19 protein-coding genes are annotated in these 23354 nt (G+C 71.1%); 6 read left to right on the forward strand and 13 right to left on the reverse strand.

Annotation, left to right across the window (positions count from 1 at the left end; all coding sequences use genetic code 11):
• Window positions 1-393: 393 nt before the first annotated feature.
• The 3 genes from ACIBAD_RS32240 to thyX form a co-directional block, all read right to left on the reverse strand.
• Window positions 394-2079 carry a ribonuclease J gene (locus ACIBAD_RS32240; RefSeq protein ID WP_134070701.1) on the reverse strand — a complete coding sequence of 562 codons (1686 nt, stop codon included), beginning with the start codon at window positions 2077-2079 and terminating at the stop codon, window positions 394-396.
• Window positions 2080-2199: 120 nt separating this feature from the next.
• Complete coding sequence (gene dapA / locus ACIBAD_RS32245; protein WP_398910267.1) at window positions 2200-3099, reverse strand: 4-hydroxy-tetrahydrodipicolinate synthase; 900 nt, start codon at window positions 3097-3099, stop codon at window positions 2200-2202.
• Window positions 3100-3347: 248 nt separating this feature from the next.
• Window positions 3348-4088 carry an FAD-dependent thymidylate synthase gene (gene thyX, locus ACIBAD_RS32250; protein WP_134070705.1) on the reverse strand — a complete coding sequence of 247 codons (741 nt, stop codon included), beginning with the start codon at window positions 4086-4088 and terminating at the stop codon, window positions 3348-3350.
• Window positions 4089-4334: 246 nt separating this feature from the next.
• Between thyX and ACIBAD_RS32255 the strand changes: the two genes are divergently transcribed.
• Both ACIBAD_RS32255 and ACIBAD_RS32260 read left to right on the forward strand, forming a co-directional pair.
• Complete coding sequence (locus ACIBAD_RS32255; protein WP_134070707.1) at window positions 4335-4574, forward strand: hypothetical protein; 240 nt, start codon at window positions 4335-4337, stop codon at window positions 4572-4574.
• A gap of 47 nt (window positions 4575-4621) precedes the next feature.
• Window positions 4622-5188 (forward strand): PH domain-containing protein, encoded by a 567-nt coding sequence (locus ACIBAD_RS32260; RefSeq protein WP_134070709.1) that lies wholly within the window; start codon window positions 4622-4624, stop codon window positions 5186-5188.
• An 86-nt stretch (window positions 5189-5274) separates the two neighbouring features.
• On the opposite strand, the gene ACIBAD_RS32265 is transcribed toward ACIBAD_RS32260, so the two are convergent.
• The 6 genes from ACIBAD_RS32265 to eccD form a co-directional block, all read right to left on the reverse strand.
• Complete coding sequence (locus tag ACIBAD_RS32265) at window positions 5275-5733, reverse strand: hypothetical protein (RefSeq protein WP_398910270.1); 459 nt, start codon at window positions 5731-5733, stop codon at window positions 5275-5277.
• 18 nt (window positions 5734-5751) lie between these two features.
• Window positions 5752-6507, reverse strand: coding sequence for a 4-hydroxy-tetrahydrodipicolinate reductase (dapB, locus tag ACIBAD_RS32270; RefSeq protein ID WP_134070713.1), 756 nt, complete (start codon window positions 6505-6507; stop codon window positions 5752-5754).
• 75 nt (window positions 6508-6582) lie between these two features.
• Window positions 6583-7962 (reverse strand): M16 family metallopeptidase, encoded by a 1380-nt coding sequence (locus ACIBAD_RS32275; protein ID WP_398910272.1) that lies wholly within the window; start codon window positions 7960-7962, stop codon window positions 6583-6585.
• Window positions 7959-10181: a polyribonucleotide nucleotidyltransferase gene (locus tag ACIBAD_RS32280; RefSeq protein WP_134074363.1), complete on the reverse strand. Its 2223-nt coding sequence runs from the start codon at window positions 10179-10181 to the stop codon at window positions 7959-7961. The genes ACIBAD_RS32275 and ACIBAD_RS32280 overlap by 4 nt, the downstream gene beginning before the upstream one ends.
• 312 nt (window positions 10182-10493) lie before the next feature.
• Window positions 10494-10781, reverse strand: coding sequence for a 30S ribosomal protein S15 (gene rpsO / locus ACIBAD_RS32285; protein WP_030161433.1), 288 nt, complete (start codon window positions 10779-10781; stop codon window positions 10494-10496).
• A gap of 184 nt (window positions 10782-10965) precedes the next feature.
• Window positions 10966-12483: a type VII secretion integral membrane protein EccD gene (eccD, locus tag ACIBAD_RS32290; RefSeq protein ID WP_398910275.1), complete on the reverse strand. Its 1518-nt coding sequence runs from the start codon at window positions 12481-12483 to the stop codon at window positions 10966-10968.
• Window positions 12484-12701: 218 nt separating this feature from the next.
• Here eccD and eccCa point away from each other — a divergent pair, with 218 nt between their 5' ends.
• Both eccCa and ACIBAD_RS32300 read left to right on the forward strand, forming a co-directional pair.
• On the forward strand, window positions 12702-16667 hold the full coding sequence (gene eccCa / locus ACIBAD_RS32295) for a type VII secretion protein EccCa (RefSeq protein ID WP_398910277.1): 3966 nt from the start codon (window positions 12702-12704) through the stop codon (window positions 16665-16667).
• A gap of 159 nt (window positions 16668-16826) precedes the next feature.
• A complete protein-coding gene (locus tag ACIBAD_RS32300) occupies window positions 16827-17072 on the forward strand; it encodes a DUF397 domain-containing protein (protein ID WP_030161442.1) in 246 nt (81 codons plus the stop codon).
• A gap of 75 nt (window positions 17073-17147) precedes the next feature.
• Here ACIBAD_RS32300 and ACIBAD_RS32305 read toward each other — a convergent pair whose 3' ends face one another.
• The 4 genes from ACIBAD_RS32305 to eccB form a co-directional block, all read right to left on the reverse strand.
• Window positions 17148-17456 (reverse strand): WXG100 family type VII secretion target, encoded by a 309-nt coding sequence (locus ACIBAD_RS32305; RefSeq protein ID WP_134070720.1) that lies wholly within the window; start codon window positions 17454-17456, stop codon window positions 17148-17150.
• Between the two features lie 63 nt (window positions 17457-17519).
• Entirely contained in the window at window positions 17520-17855 is a 336-nt protein-coding gene (locus ACIBAD_RS32310) for a WXG100 family type VII secretion target (protein WP_030859748.1), read from the reverse strand.
• 211 nt (window positions 17856-18066) lie between these two features.
• Window positions 18067-19347 (reverse strand): type VII secretion-associated serine protease mycosin, encoded by a 1281-nt coding sequence (gene mycP / locus ACIBAD_RS32315; protein ID WP_398910337.1) that lies wholly within the window; start codon window positions 19345-19347, stop codon window positions 18067-18069.
• 17 nt (window positions 19348-19364) lie between these two features.
• Entirely contained in the window at window positions 19365-20969 is a 1605-nt protein-coding gene (gene eccB / locus ACIBAD_RS32320) for a type VII secretion protein EccB (protein WP_398910279.1), read from the reverse strand.
• Between the two features lie 222 nt (window positions 20970-21191).
• Here eccB and eccE point away from each other — a divergent pair, with 222 nt between their 5' ends.
• Window positions 21192-22466 carry a type VII secretion protein EccE gene (gene eccE, locus ACIBAD_RS32325; protein WP_398910281.1) on the forward strand — a complete coding sequence of 425 codons (1275 nt, stop codon included), beginning with the start codon at window positions 21192-21194 and terminating at the stop codon, window positions 22464-22466.
• A complete protein-coding gene (locus ACIBAD_RS32330; RefSeq protein WP_134070726.1) occupies window positions 22463-23161 on the forward strand; it encodes a hypothetical protein in 699 nt (232 codons plus the stop codon). Before eccE ends, ACIBAD_RS32330 begins: the two co-directional genes overlap by 4 nt.
• Window positions 23162-23354: the final 193 nt, after the last annotated feature.

The raw sequence follows: 23354 nt of genomic DNA on the forward strand, positions 1-23354 counted from the left end.
GGACGCTTCCTTTGTACTCACCCTCTCGGGCTTTCCTCCGGGCTTTCGCTCTTCGTTCTTGCGTTTCCGACTCTATCAGAGTCGGTCCCGCTTGCCTTCCGGGGTCTTCGCTTTCGCGCTTTCCCTTTCCGGCGATTCCAACCTTACCAGATCCTTTCCGCTCCGTTTCCGGAGTGGAATTGAATTCCGTGGCCGTTGGAGGGCCTTTCCCTTTCGGGCGGATCAGACTTTATCAGGTTTCCCCGGTCTCGAATCCCACCCGCTCGCGCATGACACGTACGGGCACACGTGTGTGCCCGGGGTGTTGTGCGAGGTGGAGACGTAAACGTACTGGAGCGGGGCCCCGGATGCAAATCCGGTTGCCCCGCTCCAGTGACGGCGCTACGGCGAGGCTCAGACCTCGACGACGACCGGGAGGATCATCGGGCGGCGGCGGTAGCCGTCCGAGACCCACTTGCCCATGGTCCGGCGGATGAGCTGCTGGATCTGGTGCGGTTCGGCGACGCCGTCGGCCGCGGCGCGGGCGATGGCTTCCTCGATCTTCACCATGACGGAGCCGAAGGCCGAGTCCTCGATGCCGGAGCCTCGGGCCTGGATGTTCGGGCCGCTGACGACCTTGCCCGTGCTGCTGTCCACGACCACGTAGACCGAGATGATGCCCTCGTCGCCGAGGATCCGGCGGTCCTTGAGGGAGGCCTCCGTGACGTCGCCGACCGACAGGCCGTCCACGTACACGTACCCCGCCTGGACCTTGCCGGAGATCCGGGCCTTGCCGTCGATCAGGTCGACGACCACGCCGTCCTCGGCGATGACGATGCGGTCCTTCGGGACGCCCGTCATGGCGCCGAGCTCGGCGTTGGCGCGCAGGTGCCGCCATTCGCCGTGGACCGGCATGAGGTTCCGCGGCTTGCAGATGTTGTAGAAGTACAGCAGCTCGCCGGCGGAGGCGTGGCCGGAGACGTGCACCTTGGCGTTGCCCTTGTGCACGACGTTGGCGCCCCAGCGGGTCAGGCCGTTGATCACGCGGTAGACCGCGTTCTCGTTGCCCGGGATCAGCGACGACGCGAGGATCACGGTGTCGCCGGGGACGATCCGGATCTGGTGGTCGCGGTTGGCCATGCGGGACAGGGCCGCCATCGGCTCGCCCTGGGAACCCGTACAGACCAGCACGACCTCGTCGTCCGGCAGGTCGTCGAGGGTCTTGACGTCGACGACGAGGCCGGCCGGAACCCGCAGGTAGCCCAGGTCACGGGCGATGCCCATGTTGCGGACCATCGAGCGGCCGACGAAGGCGACCCGGCGGCCGTACTCGTGGGCGGCGTCGAGGATCTGCTGGATGCGGTGCACGTGGCTGGCGAAGGACGCCACGATGATCCGCTTCTGGGCACCCGCGAAGACTCCGCGAATGGCGTTGGAGATGTCGCGCTCCGGCGGGACGAACCCCGGGACCTCGGCGTTCGTCGAGTCCGAGAGGAGGAGGTCGATGCCCTCTTCGCTCAGGCGCGCGAAGGCGTGCAGGTCGGTGAGGCGGTTGTCCAGCGGCAGCTGGTCCATCTTGAAGTCGCCGGTGGCGACGACCAGGCCCGCGCCCGTCCGGATCGCGACCGCGAGGGCGTCCGGAATGGAGTGGTTGACCGCGATGAACTCGCAGTCGAAGGGGCCGAGGTTCTCGCGCTCGCCTTCCTTCACCTCAAGGGTGTAGGGGCGGATGCGGTGCTCCTGGAGCTTGGCCTCGATGAGGGCCAGCGTCAGCTTGGAGCCGATCAGCGGGATGTCCGGCTTCTCCCGGAGGAGGTACGGGACCGCGCCGATGTGGTCCTCGTGGCCGTGCGTGAGGACGATGCCCTCGACGTCGTCGAGCCGGTCCCGGATGGACGAGAAGTCCGGCAGGATCAGGTCGATGCCCGGCTGCTCCTCCTCGGGGAAGAGAACGCCGCAGTCGACGATCAGCAGGCGGCCGTCGAACTCGAAGACGGTCATGTTGCGGCCGATCTCGCCGAGACCGCCCAGGGGGGTGACCCGGAGGCCGCCCTTGGGGAGCTTGGGCGGCGGGCCGAGTTCAGGGTGCGGATGGCTCAAAAGTATCTCCTCACCACACACGCCACGTACCTCGTCGTAAGGCACGCGGCGCGCATGTCATTCGTGCACTTGCATTCGTCTGTTTTGTTCGTCTTGCTTATTCAGTTGTGAAGTCTGATGTCAGAGCTGTACCCCGCCGGCGGCAAGATCGATCTTGAGCTGGGCCGTCTCTTCGGCCGTCAGCTCGACCAGCGGGAGGCGGAGCGGTCCTGCGGGCAGGCCCTGCAGGTTCAGCGCGCCCTTGGTGGTGATCACACCCTGGGTGCGGAACATGCCGGTGAAGACGGGCAGCAGCTTCTGGTGGATCTCGGTGGCCTTCTGGACGTCGCCGCCCAGGTGGGCTTCGAGCATCGCGCGGAGCTCGGGGGTGACCACGTGGCTGACGACGGAGACGAAGCCGACCGCGCCGACGGACAGCAGCGGCAGGTTCAGCATGTCGTCGCCGGAATACCAGGCGAGTCCGCTCTGGGCGATGGCCCAGCTGGCACGCCCGAGGTCGCCCTTGGCGTCCTTGTTGGCCACGATCCGGGGGTGCTCGGCGAGCCGCACCAGGGTTTCGGTGTTGATCGGGACGCCGCTGCGGCCGGGGATGTCGTAGAGCATCACCGGGAGCTCGGTGGCGTCGGCGATCGCCGTGAAGTGCCGGTAGAGGCCCTCCTGCGGCGGCTTGCTGTAGTACGGCGTCACCGCGAGCAGGCCGTGGGCGCCGGTGGCCTCGGCCTGGCGGGCGAGCTCAAGGGTGTGGCGGGTGTCGTTGGTGCCGATGCCGGCGACGACGTGGGCCCGGTCGCCGACTGCTTCGAGGACGGCTCGTACGAGGTCGTTTTTCTCCGCGTCGGTGGTGGTCGGGGACTCGCCGGTGGTCCCGCTGAGGATCAGGCCGTCGTTGCCTGCGTCCACCAGGTGGACGGCGAGCCGCTGCGCGCCGTCGAGGTCGAGTGCGCCATCCGCCGTGAAGGGCGTGATCATGGCGGTGAGGACCCGCCCGAAGGGGGTCTGCGGAGTCGAGATCGGAGCCATGGGTAACACGCTACTCGCTGCCATGCTCGCGTTGCCCCCTCGGGGGACGTCAAGAGGGTGTGGCTCCCGGCACGGGCCCCGGAGGGTTGTTGGATCCCGGCACTGCCTGCTCGGGGGTTCAAGCAGTGCCGGGTCCGTTTGATCAGCCTAGATGAACTTTACGAAACGTGGCAATACGGACACTTCGGACTTGACTCCGCACATCTGTACGCCATGGGCTCATCCGTCCCCATCGGGCCGTACCGTCCTTACGGGGCGACGCGTCCGTTGGCGTTGTACGCGGCGTACGTGAGCGGCATCAGCGAGGCCCAGTGCCGCTCCATCTTCTCGCCGACCATCTCGATCTCCCGCTGCGGGAAGGACGGGGTGGTCGCGAGCTCGTGCTGCGTGCGCAGGCCGAGGAAGTGCATGAGGGAGCGCGCGTTGCAGGTGGCGTACATCGAGGAGAAAAGTCCGACCGGCAGGACCGAACGGGCAACCTCCCGGGCCACGCCCGCCGCCAGCATCTCCTGGTAGGCCTCGTAGGCCTGACGGTACGAGTCCTCCATGACCCTGCCCGTCAGTTCCTGCTGGGCCGCGGTGCCCTCGACGAACACGTACTTGCCCGGACGGCCCTCCTGCACGAGCTTGCGCTCGGAGTCCGGGACGTAGAAGACCGGCTCCAGCTCCCTGTAGCGGCCCGATTCCTCGTTGTAGGACCAGCCGACGCGGTGCCGCATGAACTCCCGGAACACGAAGATGGGCGCACTGATGAAGAAGGTCATCGAGTTGTGCTCGAACGGGCTGCCGTGCCGGTCGCGCATCAGGTAGTTGATGAGGCCCTTGGAGCGCTCCGGGTCCTTCTGGAGCTCTTCGAGCGACTGCTCGCCGGCCGTGGAGACACGGGCGGCCCACAGCACGTCGGAGTCGGCGGCGGAGTGCTTCACCAGCTCCACCGTCACATCACTGCGGAAGCTGGGTTTCAGGTCTGAAGCGGCGGTCTCGCTCACCGGGGGTCCTTCCGAACGACTCTCTTGGGGCGCGCCCACTCTACGGCGCGGCTCACGGCTCGACGCGCAGCTCTCCCCCGGGACCGGGAGGCCCCTCGGCCACCCTTTCAGCTGACGCCCAGCCATAAAATTTGGTTAATGTCCCGAATTCCGGCACCGATTGGACGGTTCGTACGTCTTCACCAGTAGACGTCACACACCCCCGCCGCCCCCGCCCCCGGGCCCGACCGTGAGGAGAGTCGCTCTATGTTTCGCCGGAGCGAGCCCGTTCCGTTCGCCTTCGTCGCCGAGGCCGACCGCTTCCGCAGCAATGTCACTCCGCCGCCGCGCGAGCGTCTGGGCACGGCCCAGATAGCCGCCCGTAGTCTGGTCGGGCTGACCGTGGTGGCCGGGCTCGCCGGCTCCCTGCTCTTCGGCATGCCGGCACTGCAGCCCCACCAGGCGCCCGCCAAGTCGCAGCAGTCGGAGGCCTCCGAGGGGCGGTAGCCTCACGGTCAAGCCCAACCGAACGTGCATGTGAGTGAGGTACAGCCGTGCCCCTGCCCTTCTTGACGGCCGACCGCGCGTTCGACGCGCACGAAGACAGCGCCGGCGAGGACGTACTGGCCCACGAGGACCCCGACCGCTGGCGCCGGCCGTACCGGCCCGGGCCCTGGCGGGTGGCCGGCGCCGCGCTCCTGCTCCTGCTCGCCGCTTTCATGCTGCTCTCCACGATGATCATCGCGTTCGCGGGCACCTGGGCCGGCGCCCTCATCTGCCTGGCCGCCGCGCTCTGCGTGATCGGGTCCGCGCTGCGGATCCTCATGGCGGGCGTCTGGGTGAGCCCCGCCGGACTGCGCCGGGTGTCGTTCTTCCGGACCCGCTCGATCGCCTGGGACGAGATCACCGAGCTCCGTACGGTCCAGCAGCCGGTGCGCTGGCTGGGACTGCCGCGGACCGTCCAGGGCCAGGCCCTGACGGCGGCCGGGCGCGGCGGCGCCGAGCTGCCGGTGCTGCTGACCGACCACAATGCCGATTTCCTGTCGCGGACCGAGGCGTTCGACCGGGCCGCTGACACCGTCGAGGCCTGGGCCGAGGAGTACCGGGCCGTGCCCGCCTGACACCGGCGTCCAATGCCCTGGAAGCCCGTACGGGATCCGCCGAGGCGGCCTGTACGGGCTTCCGGGGTCCACGGGGCTTTCGGGCCTTACGGTGCCACCTGGCGGCGCGCTCCGCCGTGCAGGGCGATGGCCCGCTGCATGGCCTTGCGGGCCCGCGGGGTGTCTCGGGCGTCGTGGTAGGCGACGGCGAGGCGGAACCAGCTGCGCCAGTCCCCCGGCGCGTCCTCCGTCTCGGCCTTGCGGCGAGCGAAGACCTCGTCGGCGGAGTCGCGCAGGATCCGGCCGTACTGGTCCCGCTCCAGCTCGTCGACGGGCAGTCCGCCCTCGGCCTCCAGCTCGGTCGCGAGCTGGTTCGCCCTGGTCACGAACTGCGTGTTCTTCCAGAGGAACCAGACGCCGATGACCGGCAGGATGAGTACGGCGGCACCGAAGGCCACGGTCAGTGCGGTGCCCTGCCGGATCAGCATCACCCCCCGGCTGCCGACCAGGACGAAGTAGACGACCAGGACGGCGGCCGTGAGGAAGTAAGTGATCTTCGCGCGCATGGGACTACTGCCTGCTCATCAGCCGAGGTCGAGGAAGTTTTCCAGGCCGAACGTGAGGCCCGGGTGCTGCACGACGCGGCGTGCGCCGAGCAGGATGCCCGGCATGAAGCTGCTGTGGTGCAGGGAGTCGTGACGGATGGTCAGGGTCTCGCCCTCACCCCCGAGGAGCACCTCCTGGTGGGCCAGCAGGCCGCGCAGGCGGATCGCGTGCACCGGGACGCCGTCGACGTCGGCACCGCGTGCGCCGTCGAGGGCGGTGGCGGTGGCGTCGGGCTGCGGGGCGCAGCCGGCCTCGGCGCGGGCGGCCGCGATGAGCTGCGCGGTGCGGGTCGCGGTGCCGGAGGGGGCGTCGACCTTGTTCGGGTGGTGGAGCTCGACGACCTCGACCGACTCGAAGTAGCGGGCGGCCTGGGCGGCGAACTTCATGGTGAGGACGGCGCCGATGGAGAAGTTCGGGGCGATGAGCACACCGGTCTGCGGGGAGCCGGCCAGCCAGGTGTCCAGCTGGGTGAGGCGCTCCTCGTTCCAGCCGGTGGTGCCGACCACCGCGTGGACGCCGTGGCCGATGAGGAAGTCGAGGTTCCCCATGACCGACGCGGGGGTGGTCAGCTCGACCGCGACCTGCGCGCCGGCCTCGACCACCGTCTCCAGTTTGTCGCCGCGGCCGAGGGCGGCCACCAGCTCCATGTCCTCGGCGGCCTCGACGGCCTTGACCGCTTCGGAGCCGATGCGGCCCTGGGCACCGAGAACCGCTACCCGCAGCTTGCTGCTCATGCTTGTTCGCTTCCTGTCGTACGGGCCGGGCACCGGCCGGCGGCGGCCGGTGCCCGGCCTCGGGGTGTCAGGGTCTCAGGCCACCGCTTCGTCGAGGCGGGCGGCCTGCTTCTCCTTCAGCGGGCCGACCACCGCGAGCGACGGCCGCCGGGCCAGTACGTCGGCGGCGACCGAGCGGACGTCGTCCGGGGTGACGGACGCGATCTTCGCCAGCATCTCGTCGACGGACATCTGGTCGCCCCAGCAGAGCTCGCTCTTGCCGATGCGGTTCATGATCGCGCCGGTGTCCTCCAGGCCGAGGACGGTGGAGCCGGACAGCTGGCCGATGGCCCGCTTGATCTCCTCGTCGGCGAGCCCCTCGGACACGACCTTGTCGAGCTCGCCGCGGCAGATCCGCAGCACGTCGTGGACCTGGTTCGGGCGGCAGCCCGCGTACACGCCGAAGAGGCCGGTGTCGGCGAAGCCCGAGGTGTACGAGTACACGCTGTAGGCCAGGCCGCGCTTCTCCCGGACCTCCTGGAAGAGGCGGGAGGACATGCCGCCGCCGAGGGCGGTGTTCAGCACGCCGAGCGCCCAGCGGCGCTCGTCGGTGCGGGCCAGGCCGGGCATGCCGAGGACCACGTGGGCCTGCTCGGTCTTGCGGCCCACCAGCTCGACGCGGCCGGACGTGCGGATGCGCTTGGTCCCGGTGCGCGGTCCGATCGGCTCGGCGTCGGTGTGCCCGAGGGCGCCCGCCTTCTCGAAGGCCGCGCGGACCTGGCGTACGACCTTGTTGTGGTCGACGTTGCCGGCCGCGGCCACCACCAGGTGGCGGGGGTCGTAGTGCTTCTTGTAGAAGCGGCGGATCCGGTCGGCGCCGAGCGCGTTGATCGTGTCGACGGTGCCGAGGACGGGGCGGCCCAGCGGGGTGTCCCCGTACATGGTGTGCGCGAACAGGTCGTGGACCATGTCGCCCGGGTCGTCCTCGGTCATCGCGATCTCTTCGAGGATGACGCCGCGCTCGGCGTCGACGTCCTCCTCGCGGATCAGCGAGCCGGTGAGCATGTCGCAGACGACGTCGATCGCCAGCGGCAGGTCGGTGTCGAGCACCCGCGCGTAGTAGCAGGTGTACTCCTTCGCCGTGAAGGCGTTCATCTCGCCGCCGACCGCGTCGATCGCGGAGGAGATGTCGAGGGCGCTGCGCTTGCCGGTGCCCTTGAAGAGGAGGTGTTCGAGGTAGTGCGTGGCACCGTTGAGCGTGGGCGTCTCGTCACGGGAGCCCACGTGCGCCCAGATGCCGAAGGTGGCGGAGCGGACCGAGGGCAGCGTCTCGGTGACGATGCGCAGTCCGCCGGGGAGGACCGTGCGCCGGACGGTGCCGATGCCGTTCTCGCCCTTGAGGAGGGTTTGGGTACGGGCGACGGCCCGCCCCTCCGAAGAGGGGCGGGCCGTCACACGGGAACTACGCGACGTCACTTGTCGGAGTCGTCCTTGTCAGCGTCGTCGCCGGCGGCCTCGCCGTCGATCACGGGGATCAGGGAGAGCTTGCCGCGCTGGTCGATCTCGGCGATCTCCACCTGGACCTTGGCGCCGACCGCGAGCACGTCCTCGACGTTCTCCACGCGCTTGCCACCGGCGAGCTTGCGGATCTGCGAGATGTGCAGCAGGCCGTCCTTGCCCGGGAGCAGGGAGACGAAGGCACCGAAGGTGGTGGTCTTGACGACCGTACCCAGGTAGCGCTCGCCGACCTCCGGCATGGTCGGGTTGGCGATGCCGTTGATCGTGGCGCGGGCGGCCTCGGCGGCCGGACCGTCGGCGGCACCGATGTAGATGGTGCCGTCGTCCTCGATCGTGATCTCGGCGCCGGTGTCCTCCTGGATCTGGTTGATCATCTTGCCCTTGGGGCCGATGACCTCACCGATCTTGTCCACCGGGATCTTGACGGTGATGATCCGCGGGGCGTTCGGGGACATCTCGTCCGGCGTGTCGATCGCTTCCATCATCACGTCGAGGATGTGGAGGCGGGCGTCGCGGGCCTGCTTGAGGGCCGCGGCCAGGACGGAGGCCGGGATGCCGTCCAGCTTGGTGTCCAGCTGGAGGGCGGTCACGAACTCCTTGGTGCCGGCGACCTTGAAGTCCATGTCGCCGAAGGCGTCCTCCGCACCGAGGATGTCGGTGAGGGCGACGTAGTGGGTCTTGCCGTCGATCTCCTGGGAGATCAGGCCCATGGCGATGCCGGCGACGGGGGCCTTGAGGGGCACACCGGCGTTCAGCAGCGACATGGTGGAGGCGCAGACCGAGCCCATGGACGTCGAACCGTTGGAGCCGAGGGCCTCGGACACCTGGCGGATCGCGTAGGGGAACTCCTCGCGGGTCGGCAGGACCGGCACGATCGCGCGCTCGGCGAGCGCGCCGTGGCCGATCTCGCGGCGCTTCGGGGAACCGACGCGGCCGGTCTCACCGACGGAGTACGGCGGGAAGTTGTAGTTGTGCATGTAGCGCTTGCGGGTCACCGGGGAGAGGGTGTCCAGCTGCTGCTCCATGCGGAGCATGTTGAGGGTGGTGACGCCCAGGATCTGGGTCTCGCCACGCTCGAACAGCGCCGAGCCGTGCACGCGCGGGATGGCCTCGACCTCGGCGGCGAGGGTACGGATGTCCGTGATCCCGCGGCCGTCGATGCGGACCTTGTCCTTGATGACGCGCTCGCGCACCAGCGCCTTGGTCAGGCTGCGGTAGGCGGCGGAGATCTCCTTCTCGCGGCCCTCGAAGGCCGGGAGGAGCTTCTCGGCGGCGATGTCCTTGACGCGGTCGAGCTCGGCCTCGCGGTCCTGCTTGCCCGCGATGGTCAGCGCCTGGGCGAGGTCGCCCTTGACGGCGGCCGCGAGGGCCTCGTACACGTCGTCCTGGTAGTCCAGGAAGACCGGGAACTCGCCCTCGGGCTTGGCGGCCTTGGCCGCCAGGTCCGCCTGGGCCTTGCAGAGGGCCTTGATGAAGGGCTTCGAGGCGTCGAGGCCGGCGGCCACGATCTCCTCGGTCGGCGCCTCGGCGCCGCCCTTGACCAGGGCGATGGTCTTCTCGGTGGCCTCGGCCTCGACCATCATGATCGCGACGTCGCCGTCCTCCAGGACGCGGCCCGCGACGACCATGTCGAAGACGGCGTCCTCAAGCTCGGTGTGCGTCGGGAAGGCCACCCACTGGCCGCGGATCAGCGCGACGCGGACGCCGCCGATCGGGCCGGAGAAGGGCAGGCCGGCCAGCTGCGTGGACGCGGACGCGGCGTTGATCGCGATGACGTCGTACAGGTGGTCCGGGTTGAGCGCCATGACGGTGGCGACGACCTGGATCTCGTTGCGCAGGCCCTTCTTGAAGGACGGGCGCAGCGGGCGGTCGATCAGGCGGCAGGTGAGGATCGCGTCCTCGGAGGGGCGGCCTTCGCGGCGGAAGAAGGAGCCGGGGATCTTGCCGGCCGCGTACTGCCGCTCCTCGACGTCCACCGTCAGGGGGAAGAAGTCGAGCTGGTCCTTGGGCTTCTTCGACGCGGTGGTGGCGGAAAGCACCATCGTGTCGTCGTCCAGGTAGGCAACGGCGGAGCCGGCGGCCTGGCGGGCCAGACGGCCCGTCTCGAAGCGGATGGTGCGGGTGCCGAAGGAACCGTTGTCAATGACGGCCTCGGCGTAGTGGGTCTCGTTCTCCACTAGCGTTTTCTCCATTTTCGTCGTCTCCGTCCGCTGCCCGTGTGGCTGCGGACGGTGTCGGAGAAGCGCTCCTTGCGTGCGGGCCGGTCTTCGATCGAAGTACCCGGTTCGGTGCCCGTGGGGCATTCCGGGTACCACTACCGAGGACCGGCGGCCTGGGAGGGCGCTCCTCCTCTTCAGTTGTGCACGTGGTTCGCATGCACGTTGCGTCCAGACTACAAAGCGTCCGGTACGTCCCGCACGTAGAGCGACAGCACGTACAGCAAAGGGAGCGGCCCCCTCAGTGTGGGAACCGCTCCCTTCACAGCGTCTTTACTTGACGCCGGCCGCACCGCGGCGGATGCCGAGGCGCTCGACCAGCGTACGGAAGCGCTGGATGTCCTTCTTGGCCAGGTACTGCAGCAGGCGGCGACGCTGGCCGACCAGGATCAGCAGACCACGACGGGAGTGGTGGTCGTGCTTGTGGGTCTTGAGGTGCTCGGTCAGGTCCGTGATGCGCTTGGAGAGCATCGCGACCTGGACCTCGGGGGAGCCGGTGTCGCCCTCCTTGGCACCAAACTCGGCGATGATCTGCTTCTTCGTAGCGGCGTCGAGCGACACGCGTACTCCTCGTATAGGTCTTCGTGGCCACCGAGTGCCCCAGGTCGAATTCTCTGGGGATCTTCCGTAACTCGGGAGGCGGGGTCCGCTGAGCGCAGTCCGCAGACTCCTCGTCGAGGGATCCGGCGGACGCGTACACAAACGGCCGTCACACAGCGTACCAGGCTGCCGCCCGGCTCCTGTCTCAGCTGGTGAGAGCTCGGGCCCGGGCGTACACGTCCAGCACGGCGAGGGCCAGCGGGACAAGACTGAGAAGTACTGCCGCCTCGGCGAGGTCGAGCAGCCGTCCCCAGAAGGGTGACAGACCCTTGCGCGGGATGACAAGCGCAATTCCAGCGAGGAGGGCCGCGCCGGCGGCGACGGCGGCGGAGAGCCAGATCGTACGGAGGTCCAGGCCGCCGCGGTCGTGGTACAGGACGAGCTCGCGGACCAGGTCGGCCGGCGGGTGCAGGGCCAGGCCCAGGATGAGCAGGGCGATGGCGGCCAGACCGGCGACCAGGGTGCACACGACCTGCGAGGTGTAGCGGAAGAGGCGGGCGCGCAGCAGCATGGCCAGTCCGGTGGTCAGGGCCAGGAGGCGGCCCCAGGTGTTGTCGGAGAAGCCGAGGACGGCGGCGGAGCCGACGGCGACCGCGGCGCAGCCGCCGACCAGGCCGAGCAGCATCTCGTGGCCGCGGCGGGCCTGGGCGGCGATGGCCTCGGCGTCGAGCGGGGTGCCCGCCTCGTGCTGCTCGGAGCCGGAGGGGTCGCCGTACGGCTCGGTCTCGTAGCGGTCCGGGGTCCCCGCGTGGTCGACGTACTCGTCGGTGGCGCTCTGCGGGGCGGCGTAGCCGATGGGCAGGCGGGCGAAGCGGGCGGAGAGGCCGGGGAGGAAGGCGACGAGGCCGATGGCGACCGGGGCGCAGACGGCGGCGGTCCCGGTGGCGGAGGCCTCGGAGACGATGGCGAGGAAGGTGGCCAGGGTCCCGGTGGCGGCGAGGAAGGTCGCCGCGACGAAGGGGGCGTCCCCGTTCGGGGTGAGGGCGACCAGGGCGACGGAGGCCACCAGGACGCAGGCGCAGCCGAGCAGGAACTGCAGCCGGCCGGGTCCCTCGCCGGCGCCGGCGGCGACGATGCCGGAGCCGGCGATCAGCAGGAGCGGAAGGGCGCCGAGGCCGAGGGCGACGGCGGAGCCGCGGTCGCGGTAGACCCGGGCGCGCACTCCGGCGGCGGCGGTCAGGAGCACGCCCGCGGCGCCGGCGATGATGCCGGGCAGGCCGTGCATGTCGTGGCGGACCGGGTCGGCGTACCAGAGGACGAAGCCGAGCAGGACGAGGAGCAGGGCGGCGCCGATCAGGCCCGCGCCGCGCAGCATGTCGTCGCTCCAGCGGTGGCGGTCGCGGACGACGGCGGAGGCGACCGCGTCGGAGACGTCGTCGAAGACGGCGGGCGGCAGCGAGTCGGCGAACGGGCGCAGGCTCAGCACCTCGCCGTCGAGCACCTGCTGGGCGGCGAGCGTGCGGGCGCCGTCGAGGACGGTGCCGTCGCGGCGGACCAGGTGGAAGCCGGTGGGAGCCCCGACGGGCTGGGTCTGGCCGGTGAGGCGCAGCAGTTCGGGGTAGACGTCGGCGACGGCGATGTCCTCGGGGAGGGCGACGTCGATGCGGCTGTCGGGAGCCACGACGGTGACCCTGCAGAAGCCCGTCGTTGCGGCCGTACTCACCTGTGTGACCCCCCTGGTTGGCGAAGCGGGTGCATGCACCGCCGCATTGGATTCGCCGTGGATTCGCGGATGCGCATGCTGCGCGGGCCACCCTACCGGGCGTATGAGTGACTGTCGGCAAGTAGGATCACCGTCGCGCAGGGGAGACCCCCTTCGCGCCCGGGACTTGGGGGCGCCGGTTGCGACGTCCCGTCCGTTTTCGAGGGATTGATGCTCCGGTGAGTCAGATCGTCGTCAAACGCCCGCCGCGGTCCTTGCCGCCCGAAGTTCCTTCGGACGAGCTGAGGCTGGAGGCTCCGCCGGAGCTTCCCCGCGGGCAGCAGGAGGGCATGCTGATGCAGCTCCTGCCGATGCTCGGCATGGGCTCGTCGGTCGTGTTCTTCTTCATGCCGGGTGCGGCGCCCTTCATGCGCATCATGGGTGTGCTGATGCTGGTGTCCACGGTGGGCATGGTCTTGGCCCAGCTGGTGCGCCACCGGCGCGGTACGCAGGGGCAAATGGCCGATGTGCGCCGGGACTACCTGAAATACCTCGCGCAGACCCGCCGTCAGGTCCGCAGGACCGCGCGGGCGCAGCGCGACGCCCAGCTGTATCTGCACCCGGCCCCCGAGCAGTTGTGGTCGGTGGTCGCCGAGGGTTCGCGGCTGTGGGAGCGGCGCGTCGGCGACGAGGACTTCGGGCAGGCGCGGCTCGGGCTGGGCGCGCAGCGCCTGTCGACTCCGCTGGTGGCGCCGGACACGGCGCCGGTGGACGAGCTGGAGCCGCTGACGGCGGGCGCGATGCAGCGCTTCCTGAAGGTGCACTCCTCGCTGGACGGGCTGCCGGTGGCGGTGTCGCTGCGGGCGTTCTACCACGTGACGGTGTCCGGGGAGCCGGAGTCGGCGCGCGGGGCGGCGCGCGCGCTGGTGGCGCAGCTGGCGACGCTGCACTCCCCCGAGGACCTGGTGGTGGCCGTGGTGGCGGCGCCCGGGGCGGTGCCGTCCTGGGACTGGACGAAGTGGCTGCCGCACACGCAGGTGCCGGGGCAGGTCGACGGGGCCGGTACGAAGCGGCTGTTCAGCGACGACCTGACCGAGCTGGAGGGGTTGCTGGCGCCCCGGCTTGAGGGGCGGCCGCGGTTCAGCCGGGACGTGTCCCCGGTGCTGGACCAGCCGCACCTGGTCGTCGTGCTGGACGCGAACTCGCGCGGCGGGCTGGTGCCGCCGGACTCGGCGTTCGCGGCGGCCGAGGGGCTGCAGGGCGTGACCATCGTCGAGGTGGTCGCGGGTGAGCTGGACGAGCCGCGCGGCGGGCTGTCGGTCGTGGTGCGGCCGGGCCGGCTGCGGCTGGAGTCGGGCGCGGGGATCGCGTACGAGGGCGTACCGGACACGCTGTCGCTGCCCGCGGCGGAGGCGCTCGCGCGGCAGCTGGCACCGCTGCGCACCGGCGGCGGGGACGATGACGAACCGCTGCTGGCCAACCTGGACTTCACTGACCTGCTGAACCTGGGCGACGCGGCCTCGATCGACGTGGCCCGCACCTGGCGGCCGCGTTCGGCCGGTGAGCGGCTGCGCGTGCCGATCGGCGTCGGCGAGGACGGTGCGCCGGTCATGCTGGACCTGAAGGAGGCGGCGCAGGAGGGCATGGGCCCGCACGGCCTGTGCGTGGGCGCGACAGGTTCCGGCAAGTCGGAGCTGCTGCGCACGCTGGTGCTGGGCCTGGCGGTCACGCACACCTCGGAGACGCTGAACTTCGTACTCGCGGACTTCAAGGGCGGTGCGACCTTCACGGGCATGGGGCAGATGCCGCACGTGGCCGCGGTCATCACCAACCTGGCGGACGACCTGACGCTCGTGGACCGCATGGGCGATTCGATCCGCGGTGAGCTGCAGCGCCGGCAGGAGCTGCTGCGCTCGGCGGGCAACTACGCGAACATCCACGACTACGAGAAGGCGCGGGCGGCGGGTGCCCCGCTGGAGCCGCTGGCCTCGCTGGTGCTGGTCATCGACGAGTTCAGCGAGCTGCTGACCGCGAAGCCCGACTTCATCGACATGTTCATCCAGATCGGCCGCATCGGCCGTTCGCTGGGCGTGCACCTGCTGCTGGCCTCGCAGCGCCTGGAGGAGGGCAAGCTGCGCGGGTTGGACACGTACCTGTCGTACCGGATCGGTCTGCGGACCTTCTCGGCGGCGGAGTCGCGGACCGCGATCGGCGTGCCGGACGCGTACCACCTGCCCTCGGTGCCGGGTTCGGGCTACCTGAAGTTCGGCACGGACGAGATGACGCGCTTCAAGGCGGCGTACGTCTCGGGCACCTACCGCTCGGGCGGCCCGGACCTGTCGGTCGGGCTGTTCCCGGTGGAGCGGCGGCCCGCGCTGTTCACGGCGGCGCCGGTGCCGGTCGTGTACGCGGCGCCGGACCCGGCGTACCTGGCGGCGCAGTCGCAGCGGGAGGACGACGCGCTCGCGGACACGGTGCTGGACGTGATCGTGGGCCGGCTGGAGGGGCAGGGGGTGCCGGCGCACCAGGTGTGGCTGCCGCCGCTCGACCAGGCCCCGCCGCTGGACCAGCTGCTGCCGGCGCTGGCGCCTTCGGCGGAGCGGGGGCTCCACGCGGAGGGGTACACGCGGCCCGGCGGGCTCGTCGTACCGCTCGGCCTCATCGACAAGCCGTTCGAGCAGCGCCGCGAGGTGCTGTACCGGGACTTCTCGGGTGCGGCGGGCCACATGATGGTGGTCGGCGGCCCGCAGTCGGGCAAGTCGACGCTGATGCGGACGCTGATCTCCTCGTTCGCGCTGACGCACACGCCGCGCGAGGTGCAGTTCTACGGGCTGGACTTCGGTGGCGGCAGCATGTCGTCGATCTCCGAGCTGCCGCACGTGGGCGGGATCGCCTCGCGCCTGGACCCGGAGCGGGTGCGGCGCACGGTCGCGGAGGTGGGGGGCATCCTCAACCGCCGCGAGGAGTTCTTCCGCGCGAACAACGTCGACTCGATCGGCACGTACCGGCGCCGGCGCGCGGCGGGCGAGCTGCCCGGCGAGGCGTGGGGCGACGTGTTCCTCGTCATCGACGGCTGGGGCGGCTTCCGGACCGAGTACGAGGGCCTGGAGTCGGTGGTCACGGACATCGCCTCGCGCGGTCTGGGCTACGGCATCCACGTGGTGATCACGGCGGCGCGGTACATGGAGGTGCGGGCCGCGCTCAAGGACCAGATGCTGAACCGGCTGGAGCTGCGGCTCGGCGACGTCATGGACTCGGAGTTCGACCGGAAGGTCGCGGCGAACGTGCCGACCGGGATGCCGGGCCGCGGCCAGGTCGCGGAGAAGCTGCACTTCCTGGGCGCGCTGCCGCGGATCGACGGCGCGCACGACCCGGAGGACCTGTCGGAAGCCACGGCCGCCTTCGTGTCGGCGGTGAAGCAGAACTGGGCGGGGGCCGCGGCTCCCGGCGTACGGCTGCTGCCGCGGCTGCTCCATGCCCACCAGCTGCCCCGGGGCGGGGACCAGCCGGGCCGCGGGCTGGCCATCGGCATCGACGAGACGGACCTGGAGCCGGTGTTCGTCGACTTCGAGAGCGACCCGTTCTTCCTGGTGTTCGGCGAGAGCGAGTCCGGCAAGACGAACCTGCTGCGGCTGATCTGCCAGCAGATCGCGGAGCGGTACACCCCGGACCAGGCCCGCCTCGTCGTCGGCGACTACCGGCGCAGCCTGCTCGGGGCACTGCCGGAGGAGCACCTGCTGGAGTACGCGCCGATGGCGAGCTCGCTGCAGACGCACATGGAGGCGCTGGGCGGGGTGTTCTCCCGGCGCCAGCCGCCGACCGACGTCACTCCGCAGCAGCTGCGCGACCGCAGCTGGTGGACGGGCCCGGACGTGTTCATCGTCATCGACGACTACGACCTGGTCGCCACCAGCCAGGGCAATCCGCTGGCCCCGCTGGTGGAGTACCTGCCGTTCGCCCGCGACACGGGTGTGCGCTTCATCATCGCGCGCAACTCGGCGGGTGCCTCGCGTTCGCTGTACGAGCCGTTCATGCAGCGCTTCAAGGAGCTCGGCGCGCAGGGCGTGGTCCTGTCGGGCGACCCGTCCGAGGGCGATCTGATCGGCAACGTCCGCCCCCGTCCGATGCCCCCGGGCCGCGCGTACTTCTCCTCGCGCAAGCGGGGCACGTCGCTGGTCCAGCTGGGCCGCCTGCCGGAGATGTAGGGGCCTGGGGAAGAGCACGGACGAGGAGCGGGGCCCGGCCGACGGCCGGGCCCCGCTTTCCCGTGATCGACGGGAAACGCTCCCCCGGGGGCGGCCGGAGCACCGATAATCGGGAGGGAACACCGCGGGAGCACCGCACCGCCGAGGGAAAGGCCGCACATGGGCACTCAGCAGGAGAAGGACGAGCTGTACGCGCTCGACATCAGCGGCGTGGAGTGGGAGGGGCCTCCGGGGTCCAGCCCCGACGAGGAGCGGGTCGAGATCGCGCGGCTGCCCGAGGGCGCGGTGGCCATGCGGTCCTCGCTCGACCGGGACACCGTCCTGCGCTACACGGCGGCCGAGTGGGAGGCCTTCGTACTCGGGGCCCGGGACGGGGAGTTCGACCTCGACCGCGGCCCGCGCTGAGTCCCGTAGGCCCGGACGGCACGAAGGGGCGCGCCCTGATCGGGCGCGCCCCTCTTCGCATGCGGTCGACCGGGCTCAGTAGGCCTCGGTGAACAGGCGCGAGGCCTTCACGTCGGTGGCGCGGTAGTCGCCCTTGCCGCGCTCGATCAGCGTGGCGACCTGCTCCAGCTGCTTGTGCATGTGGTCGGCCTTGCCCTTGTACTTCCCCTGGAGGGTGACGTACGCCTGGTGCGCCTCACCGTCCCAGGTGTCCGTGACGACCTTCAGGGCCTGGTCCATCTCCTCCAGGTCCGTCATGATCTTCTTCGAGACGACGCGGATGCGGTTCGCCATCTCCTGGACGCTCTCATACCGGACCTTGGTGTGCCCGCTGTCACCGGACATGTTGTGCTCCTTCGCGCTGAGTTGAGTGGGAACGACGTGGCGTCGTAGGACCTGGGCGGCAGGTCAGATGCCGTTGAGGCCCGAGCCGCCCTGGCCCGCGCCGGCCTGCACCGTCTTGAACGCCGCGCGCACGTCGTCGTCCTGCGCGTTGCTGAGGTTCTTGGTCTGCGCGACCGCGTTGTGCAGCACCCCGAGCAGACGGCGGATCTCGTCGTGGTCCTCGTTGACGACCGTCTGGGCGGAGACGAAGCCCGAGGCGCCCACACCGGTCCAGCCGGCGCTCACCGTGGCGAGGATGTCGGCCAGCTCTCGGGACTGGGTGGTGACGGCACGGGCCGTCGTCTCGATCTTGTTCTTCGCCTGGACGATCGGATCGTCTGCGAGTCCGAAATTGCTCATCCGAAGCTCCTCACTTCTCAATTCGCCGGCAGAACCGGCGGATTGCGCAGCGGAAGGGGTTCCGGGCGCGGATCTGAGCCACGCGCCACCGGAAATCCCCTCCGCCTCACGCGATCCCCCGATCACAGTCGTGAAGCCTGGTGTCACTCTAGCCAGTTCATCTGACAGCCCCAACACCGGTGGGCCGCTACCGTTGATGAACTGTGACGGTTCACTGCAAACGGCCGCGGCGCTTGCGGGCGTCGCGCACCACCGTCGCCGTGCCCGCGATGACCGCGATCAGCACGCCTGCGATGCCGAGAGCGTACGTGCCGAACCGCTCCTCGCGCTCCTGCGCCGTCTCGGTCATCCGCAGCGCCGCCGCCTCGGGCGCGGCCGCCGGGGGCGGGCCCGGGTCCGGGACGGGCGCCTTGGGCGCCTCGTGGTCCTGGGTGACCGCGCGCACCGGGTCGACGACTCCCCATCCGACGTAGTCGTCACGGCCGTTGACCGATCGCTCCGCGGTCCCCTGGATCTGCCAGATGATCTGCTGCGGGGTCCAGTCCTCGTGCTCGGCGCGCAGCAGGGCGGCGAGCCCGGCCACGTACGGCGCCGAGAAGCTGGTGCCGTTGTCGATGCACTGGCCGAAGCCGGGGACGGTGGAGACCATGTCCACGCCGGGCGCGGCGACCCCGATGAAGTCGCCGGGCTGGGAGAACGCCGCCCGCTCGTTGTTGCGGTCCGAGGCGGCCACCGCGAGGACGCCGGGGAAGGCCGCCGGGTAGGTCTTGCGCTTCTCCCCGGTCATGCCGTCGTTGCCCGCCGAGGCCACGACCACGACCTTGGCGTCGACGGCCCGCTGGACGGCCTTGCCGAGCTCGGAGTCGGCGCTCAGCGGGACGTCGGTGTCCTGGGAGATGTTGATGACCTGGGCGCCCTTGGACACCGCGTGGTCGATCGCCTGGCCGAGCGTGAGGGCGTTGCCCTTGCCCTGCCCGTCGTTCTGCCGGATCGGGATGATCGTGGCGTCGGGGGCCAGGCCGACGAAGCCGGTGCCGTCCTGCGGGCGGGCCGCGATCAGCCCGGCCACCTTGGTGCCGTGGCCGACCGTGTCGGTGGTGCCGTCGCCGCCCTTGGGGTCGATGAAGTCCTTGCCCGCGCCCACGTCTATGGCCCCGCTGAGCTGCGGGTTCGCCCGGTCCACGCCGGTGTCGATGACGGCGACGCGGACGGGCTTGCCGTTCTTGTCCTTGCCCTTGGTTTGCGCCCAGAGCGCGTCGAGCAGCAGCCGCTGCAGGGCCCAGGGGCGGTCGGCGATCTGCTTCTTCATGGGGAAGGTGCACTCGCCCGCGCCCGCGAGCGCCAGGGGGGCGGCCGGGGCACTGACGGGCTCCGGGTGCGGGGCCGCCGCCGCGGCGGCACCGGCCGCGGCGGTCGTACCGGACAGGGCCGCGACGGCGAGCGCGGCGCAGACGAGCGCACCGCGCGCGTACGGGGACATCGGGATCGGCATCGGCATCGGCGGCGTCCTCACGAACCCTGGGGCTGGCGGGCGGAGTTGGTGTCCAGGCGCGGCCCCTTCGAGAGGAACTCGGACCAGGCGATGGGCACCAGGGCCGGAGTGACGGTCCCGTAGCCGAGCCGGATCTGCGCCTGGCTGGCCTCCGGCCGGCTGTCGGCGGCGGGCTGGCCGTTCTGCTGGTCGGGCGCGCCGATCTTCGACTTCTCGGCGTCGCTGTCCCCGTTGGCCTGCACCGCGTACCGCAGGCCGGTGTCGGCGACCAGGAAGAGGGCGCCGCCCGCCGTGGTCTGGCGGCCCTGGACCTGCGTGTAGAGCAGCCCCGAGCCGGGCGTGACGTACGCGCTGGTGCCGCTGGCGGTGATGTCGATGGGGAATCCGGTGCCCGCCCACGTGCTCAGCGTCTGGTTGCCCTGGCCGTCGACCGAGCGCAGCACGTTGCAGACGGTGTCACGGGCGCCGGCGCCCTGGGCGGCCGCGCCCTGGGCACCCGCGGCGTCCGCGGCCCCGGCCGTCACGTTGACCCGGTCGGCCTTCTTCTGCGGCCACTTGGCCTCGCCCTTGAACGCGGTGGCGTCCGGCGTGAGGGACTGGAGGTCGACCTCGTGGGGCTTGCCGTGCATGTTGAGGCCGTCGGTCGCGGGCGCCGAAATCAGCAGCCACGCCATGAAGTCGGAGACCGGCGCGACCTTCCCGGGCAGGACGACGTAGTGCTGCGCGCCGGAGCCGGTCTGCGCCATCAGCACCATGCCGACCTTGTTGTCGGCGGTGGTCAGGCCCTGGACGTCCGCCTTGGTGCCGGCCGGCACCGGAAGCTGCGGGAACGCGAGGTCGTCCCCGGAGTTGAGGGTGGCCAGCCACGACTCGGTGACCTGCTGCGGGGTGGCGCCGGTGCTGCCGACCAGCGCGTTGGTCATCTTCGCGGCGTCCGGGCCGCCTTCGGGGAACTTGTACTTCGTCCCCGAGGCGTCGACCAGGTAGCGCTCCTTGGCCCCGCCCGTGCTCTGCACGTACAGCATCTGCTTGTCGGTGAGCTTGCGGCCGTCGTCCATCAGCCCCGCCTCGCGGTCGGCGAGGACGAACGTCGCGGTCTGCACGGTCTTGCCGTTGCCGCCCGGCGCCTGGCAGACGGCCCACCGCTTGGCCTTGCCCGCGTCCTGCGGGGCGGGCAGCCGGTCCGGCGCGTACGGGATGCCGATGATGGGCCCGCGCGGCGGCTTGCCCGCGTCCAGGACCTTGTCGTCGATCTGGATGACCTTGAACTTCTGCGGATCCAGCAGGAGTCGGGCGGAGGCGAGGTTGAGCACCGGGTGCAGCCGGGTCTGGTCCTTGCCGTTCACCTTCGTCGTCAGCACCACGTACCGGGTCGTCGACTGCTTGCCGACGATGACCTTCGTACCGGCCTCGTCCCAGCCCTTGGGGGCCTGCGGCTTGAACATCCCCCACGCGCCGAACGCGGCGAGTACGAGCGCCCCCGCGACCAGCCCGGGCAGGACCGCGCGAAGCGGGCGCGGGGCGCCTTCCTCGGAGCCCGTGGCGGAAGGCTGGAGGAACGCGGAAACCGTGCGCCGCTTCGCAAAGGTGTACGCGTTGAGTTCATCACGTCGTGATGCCATGACCGCCTGCTTCTCCCCGCACGGCCCGGTCGGTGAGTACGGTCCCCGGGCCTCGATTGTCGGACCGGGCACCTACTATGCCTCTTGACGGAGGGTGGGTACGGGCCGGGTAGGGTGAGGCCGCCGCTCACTGCCTTCCGGACCGCACGAATCAGCGCGGGGACACGGCCCTGGGGGCACCTCCCGGCGGTAGCTGGGGGAGAAAGGGGAGGTGGGCGCGTGATGGCCACCGCGACGCAGCCGCAGACGGGTGCGCCCGCACCCGCGCGGGGCGGGGTGACGCCGTATCCGAAGTCGAGCCCGGGCCGCTTCGGCCCGTTCCGACTGCAACAACTCGTCCTGCTCCAGATAGCCGTGGCCGCCCTGCTGGTGGCCTGGGTCGTGGAGCCGATGCTGTTGGTGCCCGCCGGTGTCCTGGCGCTCGCCCTGGTGGTGCTCGCCGTCGTACGCCGCCACCAGCGCTCCCTGCCCGAGTGGCTCGGCAGCGCCCTCGAACTGCGCTCGCGGCGCCGCCGGGCCGCGGCGTTCGCGGTGCCCGCGGGTACCGAGCCGGGGCTGGCCCCGCTCGTCGAGGCCGATCCGGCGCTGCGGACCCTCACGTTCAGCGACCGCGACCGGCGGCCCGTCGGGATGGTCGGTGACGGGACGTTCCTGACCGCCGTGGTCCAGGTGGACATGGACGCCACCGCCCTGCGGCCCGACCGCGGCGCGCGTCCGCTTCCGCTCGGGCTCGTACGGGACATCCTCGAAGTCGACGGCATCCGGCTGGAGTCGGCCCAGCTGGTGCAGCACACGCAGCCCGCGCCGGCCCCGCACCTGCCGGCCCAGTCGATGGCCACCCGCAACTACGCGCCGCTGCAGGCCGCCACGGGCACCCCGGCGGTGCGGCTGACCTGGATCGCGCTCAAGCTCGACCCGGAGCTGTGCCCCGAGGCGGTCACCGCGCGCGGTGGCGGCCTCGCGGGCGCGCAGCGCTGTGTGGTGCGGGCGGCCGACCAGTTGGCGAGCCGGCTCACCGGGGCCGGCTTCCGGGCCACCGTGCTCACCGAGCAGGAGCTGACGGGCGCGCTGGCCACGTCCTCGTGCGCGAACCCGATGGCGATCACGCAGGCGGGGCGCTCGGCGAGCACCGGCCGGCGGACGGAGGAGACGGCGCGGATCTGGCGCTGCGACGACCGGCGGCACACCACGTACTGGATAGCCCGCTGGCCGCAGCTCGGCGGCGGCGGGGCGGCGTCCCTGCCCCAGTTCGTGGCGCTGCTGACCTCGCTGCCGGCGCTGGCGACGAACTTCAGCCTGACGATCGCTCCGGCGGATCGCCAGGGCGTGACGCTGACCGGCCACGTACGGGTCACGGGACGCAGTGACGAGGAACTCGTCGCGGCCCGCCGGGAACTGGAACGGACCGCCCGCGGCGTGCGCACCGGGCTGGTCCGGCTCGATCGTGAACAGGTACCGGGGCTGCTGGCTTCGCTGCCGCTGGGAGGGGCGCGATGAAGGGCGGCTTCGGGCTGATCGGCCCGCGCCGGGAACGGCACGCGGTCCCGGCGGCGGATCTGGACGCGCTCGCGCTGCCGGTCGGGGACGACGGGGTCGTCATCGGCGTGGACGCCGAGGGCCGTCCGGCAGTGCTCGGCGTCAACCGGCCGACGCCGTACGAGGTGACGCTGATCGGCGGCCTGTGGACGGCTCAGGTGCTGGCGCTGCGCGCGGCCGCCACGGGGGCCCGGGTGGCGGTGGAGACCGGTCGCGGACAGGTGTGGTCCGGGCTGGCCCAGGCGGCGGGCGGCGGGCAGCAGTGCGTGACGCTGCACGAGGTCGGCCGGGTGCCGCCGCAGGGCGCGTCGGCGGGCAGCCCGGTGCTGGTCATCCGGGACTGCGGGATGCGGCCGCCGCGCGGACGCGTGGTGGCGGGACCCTGGCAGTCGGTGCTGACCCTGCTGCCGTACCTGAGTCCGACGGCGCCGCGGCTGCTGCAGAACTCCTCCCTGGTGGGTGTCCAGCGGGTGTCCCCGGACGAGGCGGAGCAGCTCGGCCGCCTGATGAACCTGCCGCGGGCGGCCGTGGATTCGCTGCCGACGCTGGGCGACGGGGTCACCCTGTGGTGCACGCCGCGGGACCGCCAGTTCGTGATGACCCAGGGCACGGAGGCCGAGACCGGCCTCCTGGGCCCGTCCCGCCGCATCGACTGAGCCCGGCCCGGCCCCGCCGTCACCGGGCCCGGGCCCGGTGACGGTTGCTCAGGAGGCGGCCACCCTGTAGGCAGGACGGGAAGGACGACGCCACCGGGCGGCCCGCAGGGCCCGGCACCGCGGCCCGTCCGACGGGGGCGGACACCGGCGTCGGCGCGCGCGATTAGGCTGAGCGTGGGCGCGGCGTCGAGGT

This window comes from Streptomyces sp. NPDC051109 (genome assembly GCF_044455885.1).
Lineage (GTDB): Bacteria > Actinomycetota > Actinomycetes > Streptomycetales > Streptomycetaceae > Streptomyces.

What these genes read in the sequence shown, in the direction of transcription:
- dapA (WP_398910267.1), bottom strand. Translation starts at nt 3,099, where the DNA reads ATGGCTCCGATCTCGACTCCGCAGACCCCCTTCGGGCGGGTCCTCACC.
- ACIBAD_RS32255 (WP_134070707.1), top strand. Translation starts at nt 4,335, where the DNA reads ATGTTTCGCCGGAGCGAGCCCGTTCCGTTCGCCTTCGTCGCCGAGGCC.
- ACIBAD_RS32265 (WP_398910270.1), bottom strand. Translation starts at nt 5,733, where the DNA reads ATGCGCGCGAAGATCACTTACTTCCTCACGGCCGCCGTCCTGGTCGTC.
- dapB (WP_134070713.1), bottom strand. Translation starts at nt 6,507, where the DNA reads ATGAGCAGCAAGCTGCGGGTAGCGGTTCTCGGTGCCCAGGGCCGCATC.
- ACIBAD_RS32300 (WP_030161442.1), top strand. Translation starts at nt 16,827, where the DNA reads ATGGGCACTCAGCAGGAGAAGGACGAGCTGTACGCGCTCGACATCAGC.
- ACIBAD_RS32305 (WP_134070720.1), bottom strand. Translation starts at nt 17,456, where the DNA reads ATGTCCGGTGACAGCGGGCACACCAAGGTCCGGTATGAGAGCGTCCAG.
- ACIBAD_RS32310 (WP_030859748.1), bottom strand. Translation starts at nt 17,855, where the DNA reads ATGAGCAATTTCGGACTCGCAGACGATCCGATCGTCCAGGCGAAGAAC.
- mycP (WP_398910337.1), bottom strand. Translation starts at nt 19,347, where the DNA reads ATGCCGATCCCGATGTCCCCGTACGCGCGCGGTGCGCTCGTCTGCGCC.
- eccB (WP_398910279.1), bottom strand. Translation starts at nt 20,969, where the DNA reads ATGGCATCACGACGTGATGAACTCAACGCGTACACCTTTGCGAAGCGG.
- eccE (WP_398910281.1), top strand. Translation starts at nt 21,192, where the DNA reads ATGGCCACCGCGACGCAGCCGCAGACGGGTGCGCCCGCACCCGCGCGG.
- ACIBAD_RS32330 (WP_134070726.1), top strand. Translation starts at nt 22,463, where the DNA reads ATGAAGGGCGGCTTCGGGCTGATCGGCCCGCGCCGGGAACGGCACGCG.